The following is a 16,648-nucleotide window of genomic DNA, read 5'->3' as shown; positions in this document are numbered from 1 at the left end:
CCGGGCCGTCAGACTGTAGCGATCGGCGTCACGGGTGAACCCACGCTGCCGGGCAGGCGGAGCGGCGGCGCGGTGAGCAGGAAAGCATGGCGGCCCCGTTCTCCAAGCCATTGGGCCAGTTCTTCCAGATACCAGAGTTCACCCAGGAAGATGCCCTGGCGGAACAGGCAGAGGTCATGGACAGGCAGGCGGATCGGCGGCGGTTCGGGCGAGAGAATGAGGTCGAGCGCCTCGATCGCGAGATTGTCCGAGCAGATGGCGGTGATGCCGCTGTCGATGATCCATTGGAGCAGGCTTTCGTCACGCCCGTCGAGCGCGCACCCGGCCATTGCAAGCGGCACATCCTTGCCGCGCGCTTCCCGGTCGAGCAGCATGCGATCGACACCAGTGTAGAGCAGCAGGAAATCGCCTGTGCGCACCTCCACGCGCTGGGCATTTATCGCGCGCAGCAGATCGTCGCGCGTGATCGGTCGGTACTCCGTTCCATAGGCGGCCTTCAGGTTGACCAGGACGCCGCGCCCTTGCACCCCGGCTGTCGCCAAGGTCTCTATGCCGAGCGCGCGGGCGCAGGGCGCGCCAGCGGCACCTTCACCACCGCTGACATGATCGCCAGCGCGGAAGCCGTTATAATAGACCAGTTCCGCCACCCCATCTCCGTCCGCGTCGAAGGTGCGGCCCCGATGCGACAACGCGTCCCACTGCGTTGAGTGCTGCGTGTATAGCAGGACCCTGTCGTCGCAGGTGGATTCTTCGCCATTGGGGTCGAGGCGGTTGTACATGTCGCCTTCCTCATCGCAGGCCGCGCTGAGCAGCGGCGGGCGGCGGAAAGGCGTGAGGGGAATGGTGGGCACGTTGAGCGGCAGGCTGAGCGTGAAGGCGATGCCTTCCCGGACTTCCGCCATCGCGGCGCGGCGGCGTTCCGACGTGATCAGGTTCATCCGGCCGATCTGATCATCGTCGCCGAAATCGCCCCAATTCGACCCTTCGGGCCGGTTCACCCAGCGCGGCATCTCCACTCTCCTCTTATTCTGTCATCCTTGGGATGCAGGCGCATCGTGGCTGCTCATGCGGCCGGGGTAAAGCTGCATCATGACGCGGCGCAAGCCTTCGCGCCAAGGGACCCGGCAAGGTCCGGTGATGGCGAGACGCCGTGCGTTGTCGACGCCGGAGCCGGGCTGCGCTCCGGGCGCTGGAGCGATCTCGACACGCGCAGGGAGGCCGAGCAGACTTCCGGCATAGGCGGCCATGTCCTGCACGCTCACCATGTCATCCCCTGCCCAATTGACGATGGTCGCGGGGACGCTCGCAGCATCGAGGAGGGCGGGCAGTTGGGCGAGCAGATCGTCGTCATGGATCGGATTATAGGGGCAGGGATCGGACCGCGTGATCCACGGGCGGCCTTCCGCCATGGCTTGTGCGACCAGTGTCGGCAATCCGCCGCGCGGCCCGTAGGACGCGCCCATCCGGGCGAGGGTGACGGGTATGCCGAACTCGCGCGCGCAATAGCGGGCGACCGCTTCCTGCGCGATCTTCGCGACTGAATAGGCAGTCATGCCGGGCAGCATGGCGTCGCCGAGCGGGTCGGTTTCGCTATAGGCGTGGCGCGGGTCGGGGTGCGGCTTGTAGACGGCGACGGTCGACATGATCAGCGCCGCTTCGACATTGCGGCAGTGGGACAGGAGCAGGCCGGTTCCTTCAGCATTGGTGGTGATCGCCTGATCGCAATCGCTGCCTTCGACCGAAGCGGCGAGATGCAAGAGATGCGTGAAGTCGCGGGGGAGGTCGGAAAAGTCAGGCTGCTGGAGGTCGACGGCTAGGGTCCTGATTCCCGCATCCTCGACTTCCCGTCGCTGCGCAGGATCGCTGAAGCGGGCGATGCCCCAGACTTCATTGAAAAGCGCGAGGGAACGGGCAAGCGGAAAGGCGATCTGGCCAGCGGGGCCGGTGACCAGGATCTTGCGTCCTTGAAGCGTGGAAGATGATGCCATGATCCGAAGCGTAGGCGAGACGCGGCGCGGACCGTAGCGAGGAGTGCGGTTCTACGCATTTCCGTAACGGAGTGGCGTAAATGTGGCTCTAATTAATGGATGAAATGGTGAATTGGCCGCAGTTAGGATATTGATTTCACATCAGGGCATGTTATTAGGCCGCGCGAAGTGAGTGCTTACATAACGTTCCGGTCAACGGAGGTGGCGCTGAACCATAAAAAGGGGAGTCCAGATGTGCGGCCTGTATGACATCAAGAAGATGACCGGCAGAGACGCCGCAGCAGCACCTATCCCGAATATCGCCAGCGCGCCCGCCTAATCTTACCCTTGCCTGCATAGGCTGATCCGGTCGGATCGGTAACAAAAATCAATTCAGTAAAAAACGTCTGGAGAGGATTGGGGCTGCGGTGGACGCCGCAGGCCTCTGCACCACATGCATAGGAGAGTGTGAATGTCGTCTGTTATCCGCGCGCGGCGCCGATTGCCGTTGCTTGCCACCAGCATGATGGCCGGTGTTGTCGTGTCGATCGTGGCTCCGGCCGCCCTGGCCCAAACCGAAGCCCAACCGCAGGGCGCGGGCGAGAATATCGGCCTCACTGACATCGTCGTGACCGCCAACCGGCGCGCGGAACGCAACCAGGATGTTCCGATCGCCATCACCGCGCTGTCCGCCGATCGGCTGGAGCAACAGGGCATCGCCAAGGAGCAGGACCTTCAGGCGAGCGTGCCGTCGCTGGTCGTTGGTCCCAACGGTCAGGGATCGCGTGAATCGCAGTCCTTCACCATTCGCGGCCAAGGCGCCACCTTCCAGGCATCGCCTGGCGTCGTCGTTTACATGAACGAAGTGCCGCTGCCCGCTGGCATCACGCTCAGCCAGCAGGGCGGCCCTGGCAACTTTGTCGATCTTGAGAATCTGCAGGTACTGTCCGGCCCGCAGGGCACGCTGTTCGGTCGCAACACGACCGGTGGCGCCGTGCTGTTGGTGCCCAAGAAGCCGACGAACGAGTTCGGCGGCTGGATCAAGGGCGAGATCGGCAATTACGACCGCCGCTATGTCGAAGGCGCGGTCAATGTTCCCGTTATCGAAGACAAGCTGCTGGTCCGCGTCGTCGGCGCATTCCATGATCGCGATGGCTTCACGCGCGATGTCGTATGGAACAAGGATCGCGACGACGAACATTGGTATTCAGGCCGCATCGGCATCACCTTCAAGCCGACCGAGACCATCGAAAACTACACCATGATTTATGGTGCGAAGTCCAGCAACAATGGCGCGGGCTTCGTTCACAAGGGCTTCAACATCGAAGGGCTCAAGAGCCTGGTGAACCCTGCCGATGGCTCGCCGGCCCCCTTCTGCATCGAAGGGCCAACCATTCCGAACGCGGTCGCATCCTGCGACGTGTATCGCGCTGCATCGGCACAGGCCAATGCATTGGGCCCGCGCAAGACCGCACTCGGGGTCGATATCTTCTCGCGCACCAAGACGTGGGGCGTTTCCAACACGACCGATATCGAGTTGAGCGACGAACTGACGCTGCGCAACATTGTCAGCTTCCAGAAACTGAAGCTGGATTATGCCTATGACAGCGACGGCACGATCCTGCAGCAGCATGATGTTGATCCCAATCGCCTGCCCGCTCCAGGCCAGGTCCTGCTGCCAGGTGACAACACGCCGCTGACATATCTCAATGCGTCGGATCCGGGCTTCCCGCGTGACGATCTGAAGCAGTTCACGGAAGAACTTCAGCTGCAGGGATCCACCCTCGACAAGCATCTGACGTACACGGTCGGCGGTTTCTATTATGACCAGCGGCCGAGCGGCAAGCAGGTTGGCGCAGCGATCGTCTACTGCCCGGCTGCGTTCACCGGATCCAATATCGTGTGTCCGTCAAACTACAGCACTTACGGCACGACCCAGACGTCGAAGGCCCTCTACGCTCAGGCAACATTCGATTTCGGAGCGGTGTCGCCTGCTCTGGAGAGCTTGCGTCTGACCGGCGGCTATCGCCACACCTGGGACAAGATCCGTGGTTTTTCGACGGCATTCGTACCGGAGATCAATGGAACTGACGCGACTTGCGCATCGAGCGGTCTGACCGTGCCTCTTGCGACTGCCATCGCAGATTGCACCTACACCGCGGAACTGAACAGCAAGGCTTCGACCTGGCTGATCGGACTTGATTACAAGGTGATGCGCGACGTGCTGCTGTTCGGCAAGGTGAGCCGTGGGTACAAAGCAGGCGGGTTCAACCAGCAGGCCGTGTTTACCAACACCCGAACCTTCCAGCCGGAAAAGGTCACATCCTATGAAGCTGGCTTCAAGGCCGACTTCCGGATTGCCGATGTGCCATTCCGTCTGAATACCAGCGCCTATCTGCTGGACTACAAGGACATTCAGCGGGCTGGGGCGGACTATAATCCCGCGTCGGCCGCTGGTGGCGCGGTCGTCCGCAATGCCGACGCGCGGATCAAGGGTGTCGAAGTCGAAGCTTCCATGCAGCCGTTCAAGGGCCTGGAGATCGGTGGTAACTTCAGCCACACTGACGCGAAGTACAAGACATATGAGTTCACCACGAGCACCGGAGGCTTCGGCTGTAACGGTGGCGTGGCGCCGGGTGGCACGGTGGACCTGAGCTGCCTGCCGTTCCAATATGTTTCGCCATACATCTGGAGCATTCATGCGAATGCCACGATACCGGTTGGCGATGACATGGGTGATTTGAACTTCTTCGTGAATTATTCGCACAGTTCGCGTCAGTATACTGATCCCGGCAACGTGCCTGCGCAGCAGCCGGGCGCCTATCTGGAAGCGTTCGGCTTGCTCAACATGTCGCTCGATTGGAACGGCGTTGCGGGCAGCGGGTTCGATGTGGGGCTGTTCGTCACCAATGCGACCAACAAGCTTTATCGCATCAGCAACAGCAACGTGTACCAGCAGGGCGGGTTGCTGTATCAAACGAGCCTCTATGGCGAACCCCGCATGTACGGGCTGCGCCTGAAGTATCGCTTCGGCGGCGAGTGAAAGAGAGGGCTGGGGAAACCCGGCCCTTTTTCTTTGTGGACATGCCGGGCAGCCAAGGCATCATCGGTATCGATAGAATGGACCGGGAGAGGGCGAATGGTTGCAAACGGATTGCCGGAGCGGCTCGCCCGCCCGGAGATGAGCGCGCAGGAGGCCTTTGCCGCGTTCATTGGCGGGTGGCAGCTGGTCCTGTGGACGACCTTTCATTCCGATGGCTCGCGGGATCATCCCTTTGGCACGGATGCCCTTGGCCAGATCATGTACAGCGCCGACGGACATATGAGCTGTCACCTGATGCAGGCGAACCGGCCCCTGTTCGGCAAACCCAGCGTGTATCAGGTGAGCGACGAGGCGCTCGGGGAGTCGATCCGGGGCTATAGCGGCTATTTCGGGCGCTTTTCGATCGATGCGGAAGCCGGGATCATCATCCACCATGTCGATGGGGCGTGGTATCCCGACTGGATCGGATCAGACCAGCCGCGCCATTATGCATTCGAGGGTGATCGGCTGTTCCTGGAAGCCGCGATCGGTGATGATCTGGTGCGGATCGAGTGGCGGCGCGTGGTTACGGTTGCGGCGCGGGAGATGAGTGGCGCGTGATGCGATCACCGCCCATCATCTGTTTTCCCGAGAGGCAGGATCCAATTCCGGCGGATATTTGCCTGGAGCATGATCGATCCTGTTTGCTCCGGATCATGCTCTAGGCCGATAGGGCCGCCATCATGCGTGCAGCCAGCGCCTTGGGCACCCGAAGGGGATTTAGATGTTCAGCGACTGACGAAATGCGGTCACCATTGAAGGTGAACAGGAAAACATAGTCGTTCGTGTAGACCTGACCGGCGTCGAACATTCCTTCAGACCGGGCTTCGGCGGCGGCGCGATCGCCCTCCGCAATGATCGCATCGATGTGGAAGGCAAGGCCGTCGGGAAAGATGCTTTTCAGCATGGCGGGTACAGCGCGGTATAGCCGCGCCTCCATTTTTCCTGATGCAGTAGTCCAGCAGGCCAGATCATCCGGGAAGAGATCGGCATCGAAGGCACCGCTGGTGAGGCCGTCGAAGAAGCGGCGCACAAGCTGCCGTTGCCGGTCAGCCATGCGCGCCATTTCTCCAGCTGGTCAGGATCACGCGTTCGCGCCGGTCATGTCGCGGGCGGCGACATAGGCGAAGGTCATTGCGGGGCCGATGGTGACGCCCGCGCCGGGATAGCTTTCTCCCATGGCTGAGGCGGCATTGTTGCCGACCGCATAAAGGCCAGGGATGGGCGCGCCTGCATCGTCCAGAACCTGGGCCTTTGCATTGGTGAGCAGGCCGCCATTGGTGCCGATGTCGCCCGGATAGATGGGCATGGCGTAGAAGGGGCCTTTGTCGAGCGGACGCAGGCAGGGGTTGGGGCCGTGGCGGAAGTCGCCATACATTTTGTCATAGGCCGCTTCGCCGCGATGGAATTCGGGGTCTTCACCCTTGGCAGCATGGGTATTGAACCGGGCGATGGTGGCCGAGAGCGCCGCCGGATCGATGCCGATCTTGCCCGCCAGCTCCTCGATCGAGCGGCCCTGCTTCAGGATGCTGCGCACGCCCTTGTTATGCATGAAGGTCGGCATGAGCGGGTAGAGGGGGCCCATCGGAAACTGGTGGCGATATTTGTGGTCGAAGATCATCCAGCTGGGGCTGGCGTCGTGATGTTCCGCTTCCCGCCGCGCCATTTGCTGGCCGACGATATGGTAGGAGGCGGCTTCGTTCAGATAGCGCTTGCCGCTCTGGTTGACCATCAGGCAGCCGGGCAGCGCCCGTTCGACCGTGCATAGCCGCCCGCGATCTTCGCCGGGCACATAGAAGACCGGCGCGGCCCAGGCCGATTGCAGGTTCAGCATGTTGGCGCCGACCGCTTCGCCCGCACGGATCGCGTCGCCGGTATTGCTGGTGACGCCGCCCGAATAGCGGGACGTGGGATAAAGGGGCGAGTTGGCGTCGCGCATCGTCTGGTTCTTGTCAAAACCACCGGCGGCGAGCACCACGCCCTTGCGCACGCCGATGCGGTAGGGCTTGCCATCCTTTTCGACCACGGCGCCAGTGACGCGGCCGTTTTCGCGGATGAGTTCGCTAAGCGGCGTGTTGAGCCAAACGGGCACGCCCGCCTTGTCGAGCGCCATGCGCAGGCCGCCGGTCAGCGCATTGCCGAGCGTCAGGCGGCGATCCTTGCGCGAGGTCAGGCGGAAGGGAAGGTCGAGCCAGTAGCGCGACATGTTGACGACGAGGTTCTTCATCCAGCCCTTCGTGCGGTAGAGCAGTTCGCTCGTTTCGCTGAAATGCCAGTTGAGATAGCCGAACAGGCTGGCGGCGGGCGAGGCGAAGCGCAGGGTGCGGATTTCCTTGCCGAGCGGCTTGCCGTCGATGGGCATGGGAAGATGGGTGCGATAGCCCTGCGCCGACCCGCCCGGATTTTCGGCATGATAATCGGGATAGGGGAAGGCCATGTACTGGACCGGCGTGTTCGCCATGACCCAGCGCAGCATGGGCGCGGCATTATCGACATAGGCGCGGATATTTTCGTCCGGCACATTGTCCGCCGAAAGGCCGCGCAGATAGGTGAAGGCGTCGTCGAGATTATCTTCGAAGCCCGCCGCCTTGGCCACGTCGCTGCCCGGGATCCAGATGCCGCCGCCTGACGTGGCAGACGTGCCGCCCCAAAGATCGGCCTTTTCAACGATCAGCACATCGGCGCGGTTGTGCGCTCCGACAAGACCCGCGAGGAGGCCGCCCGCGCCCGACCCCACCACCAGAATGTCGACTTCCTTGTCCCAATTACTCATTACAGCCCCATTCCGATCCGGGTTCCCAAGCGGACGGGTGGCGCTGCCGCGAACAGGCCGCTGCGCCAATCCCCTCCCGCAATATTCACGCGAACTGTGACCTTACCGGCTATAATGTCAACTCTTGCGTAGCTGCGGCGCGATTTTAGCATGCAAGGGCGGTGGTTTGGCGGCGATCAGCAGCGGCCCGTCACCGGGATGCAGGCGCCGGTGACAGCGGCCGCGCCGTCCGACAGGAGGAAGGCGATGACGCTGGCGACCTGCGCTGGCGAGACCCAGCGGCTGAAGTCGGCGTCGCTCATGTCCGCGCGGTTGGCGGGCGTGTCGATGATCGACGGCTGCACGGCGTTGACGCGGACGCCATTGTCCTTTTCTTCCTCGGCCAGCGCTTCGGTGAGCTTTGCGATGCCCGCCTTGCTGGCGGCGTAGGCGCCCATGCCTGCGCCTGCCTTTATCGCGGAGGCTGCGCCGATGCTGACGATCGCGCCGCCGCCTTCACGAAGCGAGGGGAGGGCGGCGCGCACGGCGTTGACGGCGGTGCGCAGGTTGATGTCGAACAGCGTCGCCCAGGTCGCGACATCGCCATCGGCGACGGTTTCCCAGCGGAAGGTGCCCGCGACGTTGACGAGGGCTGAGAGGGGCCCGTTGGCGCCGATCGCCTGATTGACGGCGGCCGCTGTTGCGTCAGCGTCAGCCAGGTCGACGCCGCCCAGATAAGTGCCCTGCGTCCCCGTGCCTGCGCTGTCGGCGCGGTCTATGCCGGTCACCTTATAGCCTGCCTGGACCAGCGCCTGGGTGACGGCCTGGCCCAATATGCCAGCAGCGCCGGTCACGATCGCGTGAGTCTTCATGCCATCTTCTCCTGTTCGTGGCTCTGTTGCGGCGATCAGAGCGTCGATTCCTTCAATTTTCCCTCGCCCGGCAGTGAGGGGGCCTCATCGGAGCGACCGACGCGGGTCAGGTCGTGGGGATAATGGACAGAAGCCCGCCAGAAAAGCAGCCCGCCGAAAATTGTCAGCACCGAAAGCGAGAAGAGACTGATGCGGAGGGATTCGGCACCGAACCGGTCGGCGAGCAAGTCGCTGACGATGCCGCCCAGAACGGGGCCGAAGGCGCTGCCTATGACGTTGATGATGACGACCAGCATCGCGGTCGCCTGGGCCCGTTGGTGCGGCAGGACGAGGCGGGCGGCTGCCCCGAAGGAAGGGCCCGCCCACATCGCGGCCATCATGCCGGTGAGGATGGAAAGCAGCGCGACGCCGGGGACGCGCAGGCCGCCGATCTGGACGGCGGCGCCGCCGGGCAGCGTGAACATGACGATGAAGAGCGGGAAGGCGAGCAGGAAGGCGATGGCCGGGACGCGCAGCTGCCATTCTTCACCACGCACGCGCAGGCGGTCGACGATGACGCCGCTGAGCAAGCTGCCCGTGATGCCGCCGATCGCCGCGCCGATGCCGAGCCAGGAGCCTGCTTCGACAATGGTCATGCCATGGGACCGCATGAAGAAGGCGGGTTTCCATATGGCGGCGGCATAGCCGAAAATGTTGAACGTCCCGACACCCAGGCCCAGCAGGCGCAGGGAAGGGATCGACCAGCAGCGCCGGATGGCTCGCCACAGGCTTTCGGACGGCTCATCGCTGGGCGTCTGCGCGGCCTTGCTGCGGCGCGGGCCGGTGAGCCAGAGCAGGAGCGCCAAGGGAAAGCCGGGGATGGCGAGCGCGAAAAAGGCCCAGCGCCAGCCCCACATCGCGGCGACGGCCGCGCCGCCGGTGAGGCCGAGCACGACGCCGATATAGGTGGAGGCGGAAAGAACGCCCATAGCGCTCGACCGGCGGCGTTCGTCATAGAGGCTGGCGAGGAGAGATTGCGCTGGCGGCAGGCCGCCCGCCTCGCCGATGCCGACCATCAGGCGGGCAATGCTCATTTGCAGCATGTTGCCAGCCGCACCGCATGCCGCCGTCGCTGCGCTCCAGAGCGTGGCCGACAGGGTGAGGACCCCGCGCCGCGACCATCGGTCGGCGAAACGGGCGAGCGGCATGCTGAACAACACATAGCTGGCGACGAAACCGGGCCCGCCGACGAGGCCGAGCAGCGAATCGGACGCGCCGAATTCCGTCTTGATCGCCGGGATGAGGACGGAGAAGACGTGGCGATCCGCGTAGCTGAGCGAATTGATCGCCAGCAGCAGCAGCAGGATATAGAGCGCATAGGCCGGGCGGGCCGGCCTTTCCTCCATGGGCGCCATCATTCTCTCCTCACATTGCGGGCACCCGGTCCGCGCAGCTGAAACTTCATGGCCGGGTGCAATTATCCGAGGAGGCATGGCGCAGGCGCATCAAATTCGCAAGCGCTGAGGTGCGTTGATCCGCAAATGTGGAGCGGCGCCGGACGGGCAGGCCCGGCCGGTCCGCTCCCAGCGAACCTCTCCTTTACCTCACCATTCCATCTCTGGCGGGACGATCAGGTCTTTCACGGCGTCAGGGGCATAGGTCCAGGGTTCGTCGAAGCCGACCGAGACCGAGCTGTAGCCAAGGATCTGGCGCAGGACCTTGGACGAGCCCTTCATCACTTCAGGGTCGATCGTCATCGGGAAGTTGATCATGGGCTTCCACCAGGGCGGGCAATAGCCGACGATCACGCCAGCGCGCTCCAGGTCCGTCGATGTGTTCGCGCCCGTGCCGTGCAGCAGCAGGTCGGTGTAGATGAGCACGGACCCGGCTGGCGCTTCGGCAGGCACGGATTCATACTGGACCGCCCAGGATTGCGGTTCCGTATCGCGATGGCTGCCCGGGACCATGCGGGTCGCGCCATTGGCTTCGACGAAATCATCGAGGCACCAGATGAAGCGGGTCTGCGCGGCACCGGCGGACAAAGGCATCGCGCCGCTGCGGTCGCGGTGAATGCCCTGCTGCGCGCTCCCGGGACGGGTGACGTTGGCGCCATAGCTGTGCACCAGATATGATTCGTCCAGTGTCTGCGGCCCCAGCAGTTCGCGGGTAAGCTGAAGCGGCATTTCATGTTCCAGAATGTCGCGGAAGAAGCGTTCCCGGTTCATCAGATGGCAGCCCGACATGCGGCGGTTGAGATCGTCATTGTCGGTGTAGAAACGGCGCACGCGCTCTTCGTCGATCGCTTCTTCGCGGGCGATCTCGGCGGCGAGGAAGTCGCGCATCTCGCGCGCCTTGTCCCGGCTGACGACCTCTGCCGCGATCGCATAGCCCGCGCGGTCGAGATCGGCGCGGATCTGGTCCATGTCCTTGGTCGGTTGCGGCAGGGGACCGTCAAATTCCAGATGTTTTACGGGGCGGGTGTCCATCGCGCCCATATTGTGCGTGACTTGGCGTTTCGCGTTTCCGGTGGCCATGGCTTATCCTCTCTCTCCTATTCGTCCGTGTTCCGGATCGTCCCTATTTTATAATCCCGATCTCACGCAATCAATTCAAACGGCCGTTGTACTTTCCTGCTTGAGGGCGCGCACCGCCATGGTCCAGTGCCAGGCGGCCCACAGGAAGAAGGCGGTGAGGCAGATCAGCGCATCGCGCAGGCCAAGCGCCGCGTCACCCCCGCGCAGATAGGCGAAGGCGTCGCTGAGCACGCCTGCGGCAAGTGGTCCCATCGATACGCCGATCAGGTTCGCCGCCACGATGTTCACGGCGCTCGCCCGCGCGCGCATCGACACCGGCGCGAGGCTTTGGATGAGGGCGATGGAGGGCGCGGTCCAGAAGGAGCCGACAATGTAGCTCGGGATCAGGATGAGGAGGACGCTCTGCCCATCCGCCATGCTGAGCGCGACAATGTCCAGCGGGATGGAGAGGAGCATGCCCGCGATCGGCAGCCAGAGCGCCATGTGGAGGCCTGACTTGGCAAGGCGCGTCCCCTGCCAGCCGCCTGCCCAGGTGCCGATCGCCCCGCATATGCCGGTCAGCAGGCCAAGGCCGATGCCGACATGCGCCAGGCTCATGCCATGGTTGCGGATGAGGAAGGAGGGTAGCCAGGTCGAAATGCCGGTCTGGGCGAAGGCCATGATCGCCGTACCGGCGACGATGTGGACGAAGGCCCGCCGCCGCGCCAGCACACGCAGGCTCTGGAAGAAAGTCAGCGACTCTGGCGCTTGTGCCGGTTGATCGAACGGGTCTTCGGTTCCGCCACGGATCGGCTCGCGGGCGATGAGGGGAAAGAGGATCGCGATCAGGATACCGGGGACACCCGCAAGCAGGAGAGCCGTGCGCCAGTCCGTCGCCTGCGCGACGATGCCGCCGATCGAAAGGCCCGCCATGACGCCGACCGGCACGCCAATGGCGAAAAGGCCCGCCGCAGCGGGGCGCTCGCGGGGCGGGTAGAGATCGGAGATGAGGGAGTGGGCGGCGGGGGCGAAGCCTGCTTCGGCAAGTCCCACGCCCATGCGCGCGGCGAAGAAGGCGCCGAAACTGCGGGTGAGGCCGCAGAGCGCCGTCATGACGCTCCAGCTGGCGGTGAACAGCGCGATCAGCCGCACGCGATTGACGCCACGATCGATCAGCTGGGCGATGGGAATGCCCATCAAGGTGTAGAAGATGCCGAAGGCTCCGCCGGTCAGTAGGCCGAGTTCCCAGTCAGCGAGCTTGAAGTCGGCCTTTATGGGTTCCTGAAGGATGACGACGATCTGGCGATCGAGATAGTTGAGGCTGTAGATGAAGGCGAGCATCAGCAGCATTGCCGTGCGGCGTCGGCCCTGGAGCGGGGGTGATGCGGCGATAGCGCCCGGTCCAACCGCCGGGAGGGCATCTGACATGGTCAGCGGTGCCGGGTTCGTCATCAGCTTGTCTCCCAGGGAGCCGCCACATGCGCAACGGTTCAGGTCATGGGAGCCAAGATCATCGGATCGCGATCAGGATCAACGCGGGTGCGCAACTTTCCGCGCATATGGAAGGCATCGCTTCACGACCGGGGCAGGCCGAGGTGATGCTGCGCGATGATGGTGCGGTGAACCTCGCTGGTGCCGCCATAGATGGTCTGGCCGATTGATTGGCGGTAGGATTCCTCGATATTCGCCAAGGCTGGCGTTCCATGGGTGAGCGTGCCGGGCGCGGCAAGGGCGGAGAGATCGGCGGCGTCAGCCATGTAGATTTCGGTGGTGAACATCTTGGCCATCGGGCCGATGGCGCGGGTCATCCGGCCTGCCTCTATCGCCCAGGTAACGCGGCGGCACATGAGGTCGGCGATTTCCAGATGGGTGCGCACGCGGGCAAGGCGGGCGCGGACGGTTGGCTTGTCGATCGGGCGCTTGCCCGCCGCGTCGCTGCTGTTTGCCCAATCAAGCGCGGCGCGCATCAGGCTGTGGTGATAGATGTGATAGCCTTCGCCGCCATGTTCGATTTCCATGGCGGCGGCCATGACCTTGAGCCCGCCATTGACTTCGCCGAGCCGGTAGCGATCGGACACGCGCACTTCGTCATAGAAGGTGATGTTGGTGCGCTCATCCTGGAGCGTGTCGACCGGCTGGATCGTGATGCCCGGCAGGCTCATGGGGAAGAAGAAGATGGTGATCCCCTTATGCTTGGGCGCGTCGGGATCGGTGCGGGCGAGCATCAATATATAGTCGGAGATATGCGCGCCGGTGGTGAACATCTTTTGCCCGGTGATGATCCAGTCATCCCCATCGCGCACGGCACGGGTGCGGGCGGCGTACATGTCCGATCCTGATGCGGGCTCGGTAAAGCCAAGGCAGGCGAGGGCCGATCCGTCGGCGAGGCGCGGCAGCACTTCGGCCTTCAGCTCGGGCGAGCCGAACTTCATCGTCATGCGGGCGCCCATGTTGGTGCAGCCGATCGGGATGCGGGAGATGCCGAATTCCTCGAACACGCGGCCGAGCGCGGTGACTTCCATGGGGCTGCGGTCCTGCCCGCCCCATTCACGGGGCCAGTCGGGATAGGCGAGGCCAGCGGCGGCAAGCTTGCGGTGGAGGTCGGGCAGGTGGCCGTCGGTGGAGGTGGCGGCGGCAGCTTGCAGTTCGGGGGTGACTGCGGTTTCGAGAAAGGTGCGCACTTGCGCTGCGAAGGCTTCTTCGTTTGCGTTGAAGCCCATGTCCAGGCCGGGATCGCCAGCGTCGGGCAGGGCGGTCGTCGTGCCTGCCCAGAGGCGATCGCCCGCGTCGACCAGCCTGTCTTCGGGGTCGCCTTCAGCCAAGGCCACGCGGTCTATCGCGAGGAAATAGAGGTGGATGTCATATTCGTCGGACAGGCCATAGCCGCCGAAGGTGCGCAGCGCCCGGCGCACGGCAGCGCGCGCGGTGGTGGCGGTCCACCAGCTGGTCATGGCGGCGAGCGCGCCTGCTTCGGGCTGCTTCTGTGCGACGCCCCAGACGGTGCGCCATAGCAGCAGGCGGCCGCCCTCCATGTCGGTGATGGAGTCGGCGAGGGGGAAAGCCACGCCCTGAAACGCGCCGATCGGCTGGTCGAACTGCTTGCGTTCGGTGGCGTAGGCGGCGGCCATTTCGATGGCGCGGGTGCCTGCGCCGACCAGCCAGGCGGAGCGGAGCAGGGTTCGTTCGGTGAGGGCGGCTTCGTATGACTGCCGTGCCGCATTGCCGCTGGCTATGATGCGCGCTTCGCCATTGGGCATGGCGGCGTGGATGGCGTCGGATTGCCAGCTGAGCCGGATGCAGCCGTCCTGCGCGTCGAAGCTGATGGGCGTGGAGGATGCCTGATCGAGCAGCGCGGCGGCGGCTTCGCCCTCAAGGTGGCCCAGAAGCGCGCAGGCGGCGATGCCGTCAGCGATCGGGAGGGGGGCCGAGCCCCGGCCTGCCGCTTCGCAGATCAGCGCGGCTTCCATGAGGCCCATGCCAAGGCCGCTACGATCTTCGGGCGCGCGCATGGTGATGAAGCCCATCTCGGCGGCTTGGCTCCACAGGCTGGCGTCGACGGCGCCTTTGGACGCGCGGGCGGCCTGCACCACCTCTTCGCGATCGAAGAAGCGCAGGGCTGCTTCCTGCATCATCGCCTGCTGTTCGCTAAGTTCGAGATTCATGCCGTTTTCACCTTGTTCGCGCCCTTCTGCTTGGCCATCCTGAAGTGCAAGATGTCAATTTGGCGGCGGCGCGCTTCCGGCAGTGCGGAAGGGCGCGGGTAACGGATGTCCGCAACGCCGATCGCGCGCAACCAGCGGTCCAGGAGTAAGTCAGATGGTAGAATATATCCGTTACGCGGTCGAGGAACGGGTGGCGACGATCACGCTGGATCGCGCCGACCGGGCGAACGCGCAGAATGAACCTTTTTTGCAGCAGTTGAACGAAGCGTGGGAAAAGGCGGCGGCGGATGAGTCCGTGCGCGTCATCCTGCTGCGTGCGGAGGGCAAGCATTTTTCCGCCGGGCATGATGTGAGCGCGGAGGCCATTCGTGACGGGTCGTTCAACCGCATCCGCGAGACGATCCCGGAGCGCGGGCTGCTGGGCATACATGAATGGGAGGCCAAACATTATCTCGGCTATTCCAGGCGCTGGCGCGATATTCCCAAGCCTTCGATCGCGGCGGTGCAGGGCGCCTGCATCGCGGGCGGGCTGTTGCTGGCGTGGCCGTGCGATCTGATCATCGCGGCTGACGATGCGCGCTTTTCCGATCCGGTGGTGCTGATGGGCATCGGCGGGGTCGAATATCATGGGCATACGTGGGAGCTGGGGCCGCGCAAGGCGAAGGAGATGCTGTTCACCGCCAAGCCGATCGACGCGCATGAGGCGGAACGGCGGGGCATGGTGAACCGGGTCGTGCCGCGCGCGGAGCTGGATGCCGAGGCGCTGGCGCTGGCGCGGGAGATCGCGCAAATGCACCCGCATGCGCTCGCCATGGCGAAGCGGGCGGTGAACCAGACGCTCGACATCATGGGGCAGAGCGCGGCGCTGCAAAGCTGTTTCGATATTCACCAGTTGGGCCATGCGTCAGCCTATGGCCAGACCGGCGAGTTCATCGTGGCGGGCATGGACAAGGTGAAGTCGCACTCATGAGCATCCTGACGCAGGTTGACGGGGGCGTCGCCACGCTGACGCTGAACCGGCCGGATCGGTTGAATGCGGTGACGGAGGCGATGCTGGACGAGATCGCGCTGACGCTGCGCGGCTGGTCTGTTGATCCGGCGGTGCGCTGTGTCGTGCTGGCGGGTGCGGGGCGGGGTTTCTGTGCGGGCTATGATCTGTCTGGCGATGGCAAGGCGGCACGGGACGAGCCGATGCGGGCCGATGAGGCTGCGGCGCGGATGAGCATTCATGCCGAGATTCCGCTGTTGCTCCATCGCATGCCCAAGCCGACGATTGCTTGTTTGCGTGGGCCGGTTGCGGGGAGCGGGCTGGTCATGGCGGCCGCGTGCGACATGCGGATCGCTTCGCGCACGGTGAAGTTCAAGCTGGCCTTTGCCAGCGCCGGGCGGTGCGGCGATCCGGGCGGCAGCTACCTGCTGACCCGGCTGCTCGGCGCGGCGCGGGCGCGGGAGATGTTTCTGCTCGACGAGCCGATGCTGGGGGACGAAGCGCTGGCGAGCCGGTTAGTCAATCGGCTGGTTGAGGATGAGGCGCTTGAGGGTGAGTGCGCCGCCCTGGCGGCGAAGCTCGCCAGCGGGCCGACGGCGGCTTTTGCGGCGATGAAGCGCAATCTCAACGCGGCGGGAGTTATCGCGCTGGAGGAAAGCATGGCGCAGGAGGCGGCGGCGAACGCGCAGATCAGCCTGTTGTCGCATGATGCGAATGAAGCAGCGCTGGCGTTCATGGAGCGGCGCACGCCCAATTTCCTGGGCCATTGAAACGCAAGGAATAGCGGCTCTTTAAGAGGCCGTTCCGGCATTGCGGAAATGGCACGGGTTCGG

General features: G+C 64.2%; 13 protein-coding genes. 4 read left to right on the top strand and 9 right to left on the bottom strand.

Features of this window, described 5'->3' with window-relative positions:
* Nucleotides 1-8: 8 nt before the first annotated feature.
* Nucleotides 9-1,010: a cyclase family protein gene (locus MU848_RS12900; RefSeq protein WP_247232815.1), complete on the bottom strand. Its 1,002-nt coding sequence runs from the start codon at nt 1,008-1,010 to the stop codon at nt 9-11.
* Nucleotides 1,011-1,031: 21 nt separating this feature from the next.
* Nucleotides 1,032-1,988, bottom strand: coding sequence for an NAD-dependent epimerase/dehydratase family protein (locus MU848_RS12895; protein ID WP_247232814.1), 957 nt, complete (start codon nt 1,986-1,988; stop codon nt 1,032-1,034).
* Nucleotides 1,989-2,439: 451 nt separating this feature from the next.
* On the opposite strand from MU848_RS12895, the gene MU848_RS12890 reads away from it, so the two are divergent.
* The gene (locus MU848_RS12890) at nt 2,440-5,010 is read left to right on the top strand and encodes a TonB-dependent receptor (RefSeq protein ID WP_247232813.1); all 2,571 of its coding nucleotides are present in this window, start codon (nt 2,440-2,442) and stop codon (nt 5,008-5,010) included.
* A gap of 96 nt (nt 5,011-5,106) precedes the next feature.
* Complete coding sequence (locus tag MU848_RS12885; RefSeq protein WP_247232799.1) at nt 5,107-5,610, top strand: lipocalin-like domain-containing protein; 504 nt, start codon at nt 5,107-5,109, stop codon at nt 5,608-5,610.
* A gap of 100 nt (nt 5,611-5,710) precedes the next feature.
* Here the strand turns inward: MU848_RS12885 and MU848_RS12880 are convergent, their stop codons facing one another.
* The 7 genes from MU848_RS12880 to MU848_RS12850 form a co-directional block, all read right to left on the bottom strand.
* Nucleotides 5,711-6,106, bottom strand: a complete 396-nt coding sequence (locus MU848_RS12880) for a nuclear transport factor 2 family protein (RefSeq protein WP_247232796.1) — start codon at nt 6,104-6,106, stop codon at nt 5,711-5,713.
* Nucleotides 6,107-6,133: 27 nt separating this feature from the next.
* On the bottom strand, nt 6,134-7,822 hold the full coding sequence (locus tag MU848_RS12875; RefSeq protein WP_247232788.1) for an FAD-binding protein: 1,689 nt from the start codon (nt 7,820-7,822) through the stop codon (nt 6,134-6,136).
* Nucleotides 7,823-7,998: 176 nt separating this feature from the next.
* Nucleotides 7,999-8,673, bottom strand: coding sequence for an SDR family NAD(P)-dependent oxidoreductase (locus tag MU848_RS12870; protein ID WP_247232786.1), 675 nt, complete (start codon nt 8,671-8,673; stop codon nt 7,999-8,001).
* Between the two features lie 35 nt (nt 8,674-8,708).
* The gene (locus tag MU848_RS12865; RefSeq protein WP_247232776.1) at nt 8,709-10,070 is read right to left on the bottom strand and encodes a spinster family MFS transporter; all 1,362 of its coding nucleotides are present in this window, start codon (nt 10,068-10,070) and stop codon (nt 8,709-8,711) included.
* A gap of 186 nt (nt 10,071-10,256) precedes the next feature.
* Nucleotides 10,257-11,186 (bottom strand): phytanoyl-CoA dioxygenase family protein, encoded by a 930-nt coding sequence (locus tag MU848_RS12860; protein ID WP_201516457.1) that lies wholly within the window; start codon nt 11,184-11,186, stop codon nt 10,257-10,259.
* A gap of 75 nt (nt 11,187-11,261) precedes the next feature.
* Nucleotides 11,262-12,617: a spinster family MFS transporter gene (locus MU848_RS12855; RefSeq protein WP_247232769.1), complete on the bottom strand. Its 1,356-nt coding sequence runs from the start codon at nt 12,615-12,617 to the stop codon at nt 11,262-11,264.
* A 122-nt stretch (nt 12,618-12,739) separates the two neighbouring features.
* Nucleotides 12,740-14,827 carry an acyl-CoA dehydrogenase gene (locus MU848_RS12850; protein WP_247232767.1) on the bottom strand — a complete coding sequence of 696 codons (2,088 nt, stop codon included), beginning with the start codon at nt 14,825-14,827 and terminating at the stop codon, nt 12,740-12,742.
* Between the two features lie 154 nt (nt 14,828-14,981).
* Here MU848_RS12850 and MU848_RS12845 point away from each other — a divergent pair, with 154 nt between their 5' ends.
* Together MU848_RS12845 and MU848_RS12840 are read left to right on the top strand one after the other, a co-directional pair.
* Nucleotides 14,982-15,797, top strand: coding sequence for an enoyl-CoA hydratase (locus MU848_RS12845; RefSeq protein ID WP_201516454.1), 816 nt, complete (start codon nt 14,982-14,984; stop codon nt 15,795-15,797).
* A complete protein-coding gene (locus MU848_RS12840; RefSeq protein WP_247232765.1) occupies nt 15,794-16,585 on the top strand; it encodes an enoyl-CoA hydratase-related protein in 792 nt (263 codons plus the stop codon). The genes MU848_RS12845 and MU848_RS12840 overlap by 4 nt, the downstream gene beginning before the upstream one ends.
* Nucleotides 16,586-16,648 lie beyond the last annotated feature (63 nt).

This window comes from Sphingobium agri, assembly GCF_023051225.1.
In the GTDB taxonomy this organism is placed as follows: Bacteria; Pseudomonadota; Alphaproteobacteria; order Sphingomonadales; family Sphingomonadaceae; genus Sphingobium; species Sphingobium agri.
The sequence above is the reverse complement of the archived record's forward strand: the minus strand, read 5'-3'. Positions and strand labels throughout refer to the sequence as shown.

Coding starts and splice junctions, on each gene's coding strand:
- MU848_RS12900 (WP_247232815.1), bottom strand. CDS start 1,010: ATGCCGCGCTGGGTGAACCGGCCCGAAGGGTCGAATTGGGGCGATTTC.
- MU848_RS12895 (WP_247232814.1), bottom strand. CDS start 1,988: ATGGCATCATCTTCCACGCTTCAAGGACGCAAGATCCTGGTCACCGGC.
- MU848_RS12890 (WP_247232813.1), top strand. CDS start 2,440: ATGTCGTCTGTTATCCGCGCGCGGCGCCGATTGCCGTTGCTTGCCACC.
- MU848_RS12885 (WP_247232799.1), top strand. CDS start 5,107: ATGGTTGCAAACGGATTGCCGGAGCGGCTCGCCCGCCCGGAGATGAGC.
- MU848_RS12880 (WP_247232796.1), bottom strand. CDS start 6,106: ATGGCTGACCGGCAACGGCAGCTTGTGCGCCGCTTCTTCGACGGCCTC.
- MU848_RS12875 (WP_247232788.1), bottom strand. CDS start 7,822: ATGAGTAATTGGGACAAGGAAGTCGACATTCTGGTGGTGGGGTCGGGC.
- MU848_RS12870 (WP_247232786.1), bottom strand. CDS start 8,673: ATGAAGACTCACGCGATCGTGACCGGCGCTGCTGGCATATTGGGCCAG.
- MU848_RS12865 (WP_247232776.1), bottom strand. CDS start 10,070: ATGATGGCGCCCATGGAGGAAAGGCCGGCCCGCCCGGCCTATGCGCTC.
- MU848_RS12860 (WP_201516457.1), bottom strand. CDS start 11,186: ATGGCCACCGGAAACGCGAAACGCCAAGTCACGCACAATATGGGCGCG.
- MU848_RS12855 (WP_247232769.1), bottom strand. CDS start 12,617: ATGACGAACCCGGCACCGCTGACCATGTCAGATGCCCTCCCGGCGGTT.
- MU848_RS12850 (WP_247232767.1), bottom strand. CDS start 14,827: ATGAATCTCGAACTTAGCGAACAGCAGGCGATGATGCAGGAAGCAGCC.
- MU848_RS12845 (WP_201516454.1), top strand. CDS start 14,982: ATGGTAGAATATATCCGTTACGCGGTCGAGGAACGGGTGGCGACGATC.
- MU848_RS12840 (WP_247232765.1), top strand. CDS start 15,794: ATGAGCATCCTGACGCAGGTTGACGGGGGCGTCGCCACGCTGACGCTG.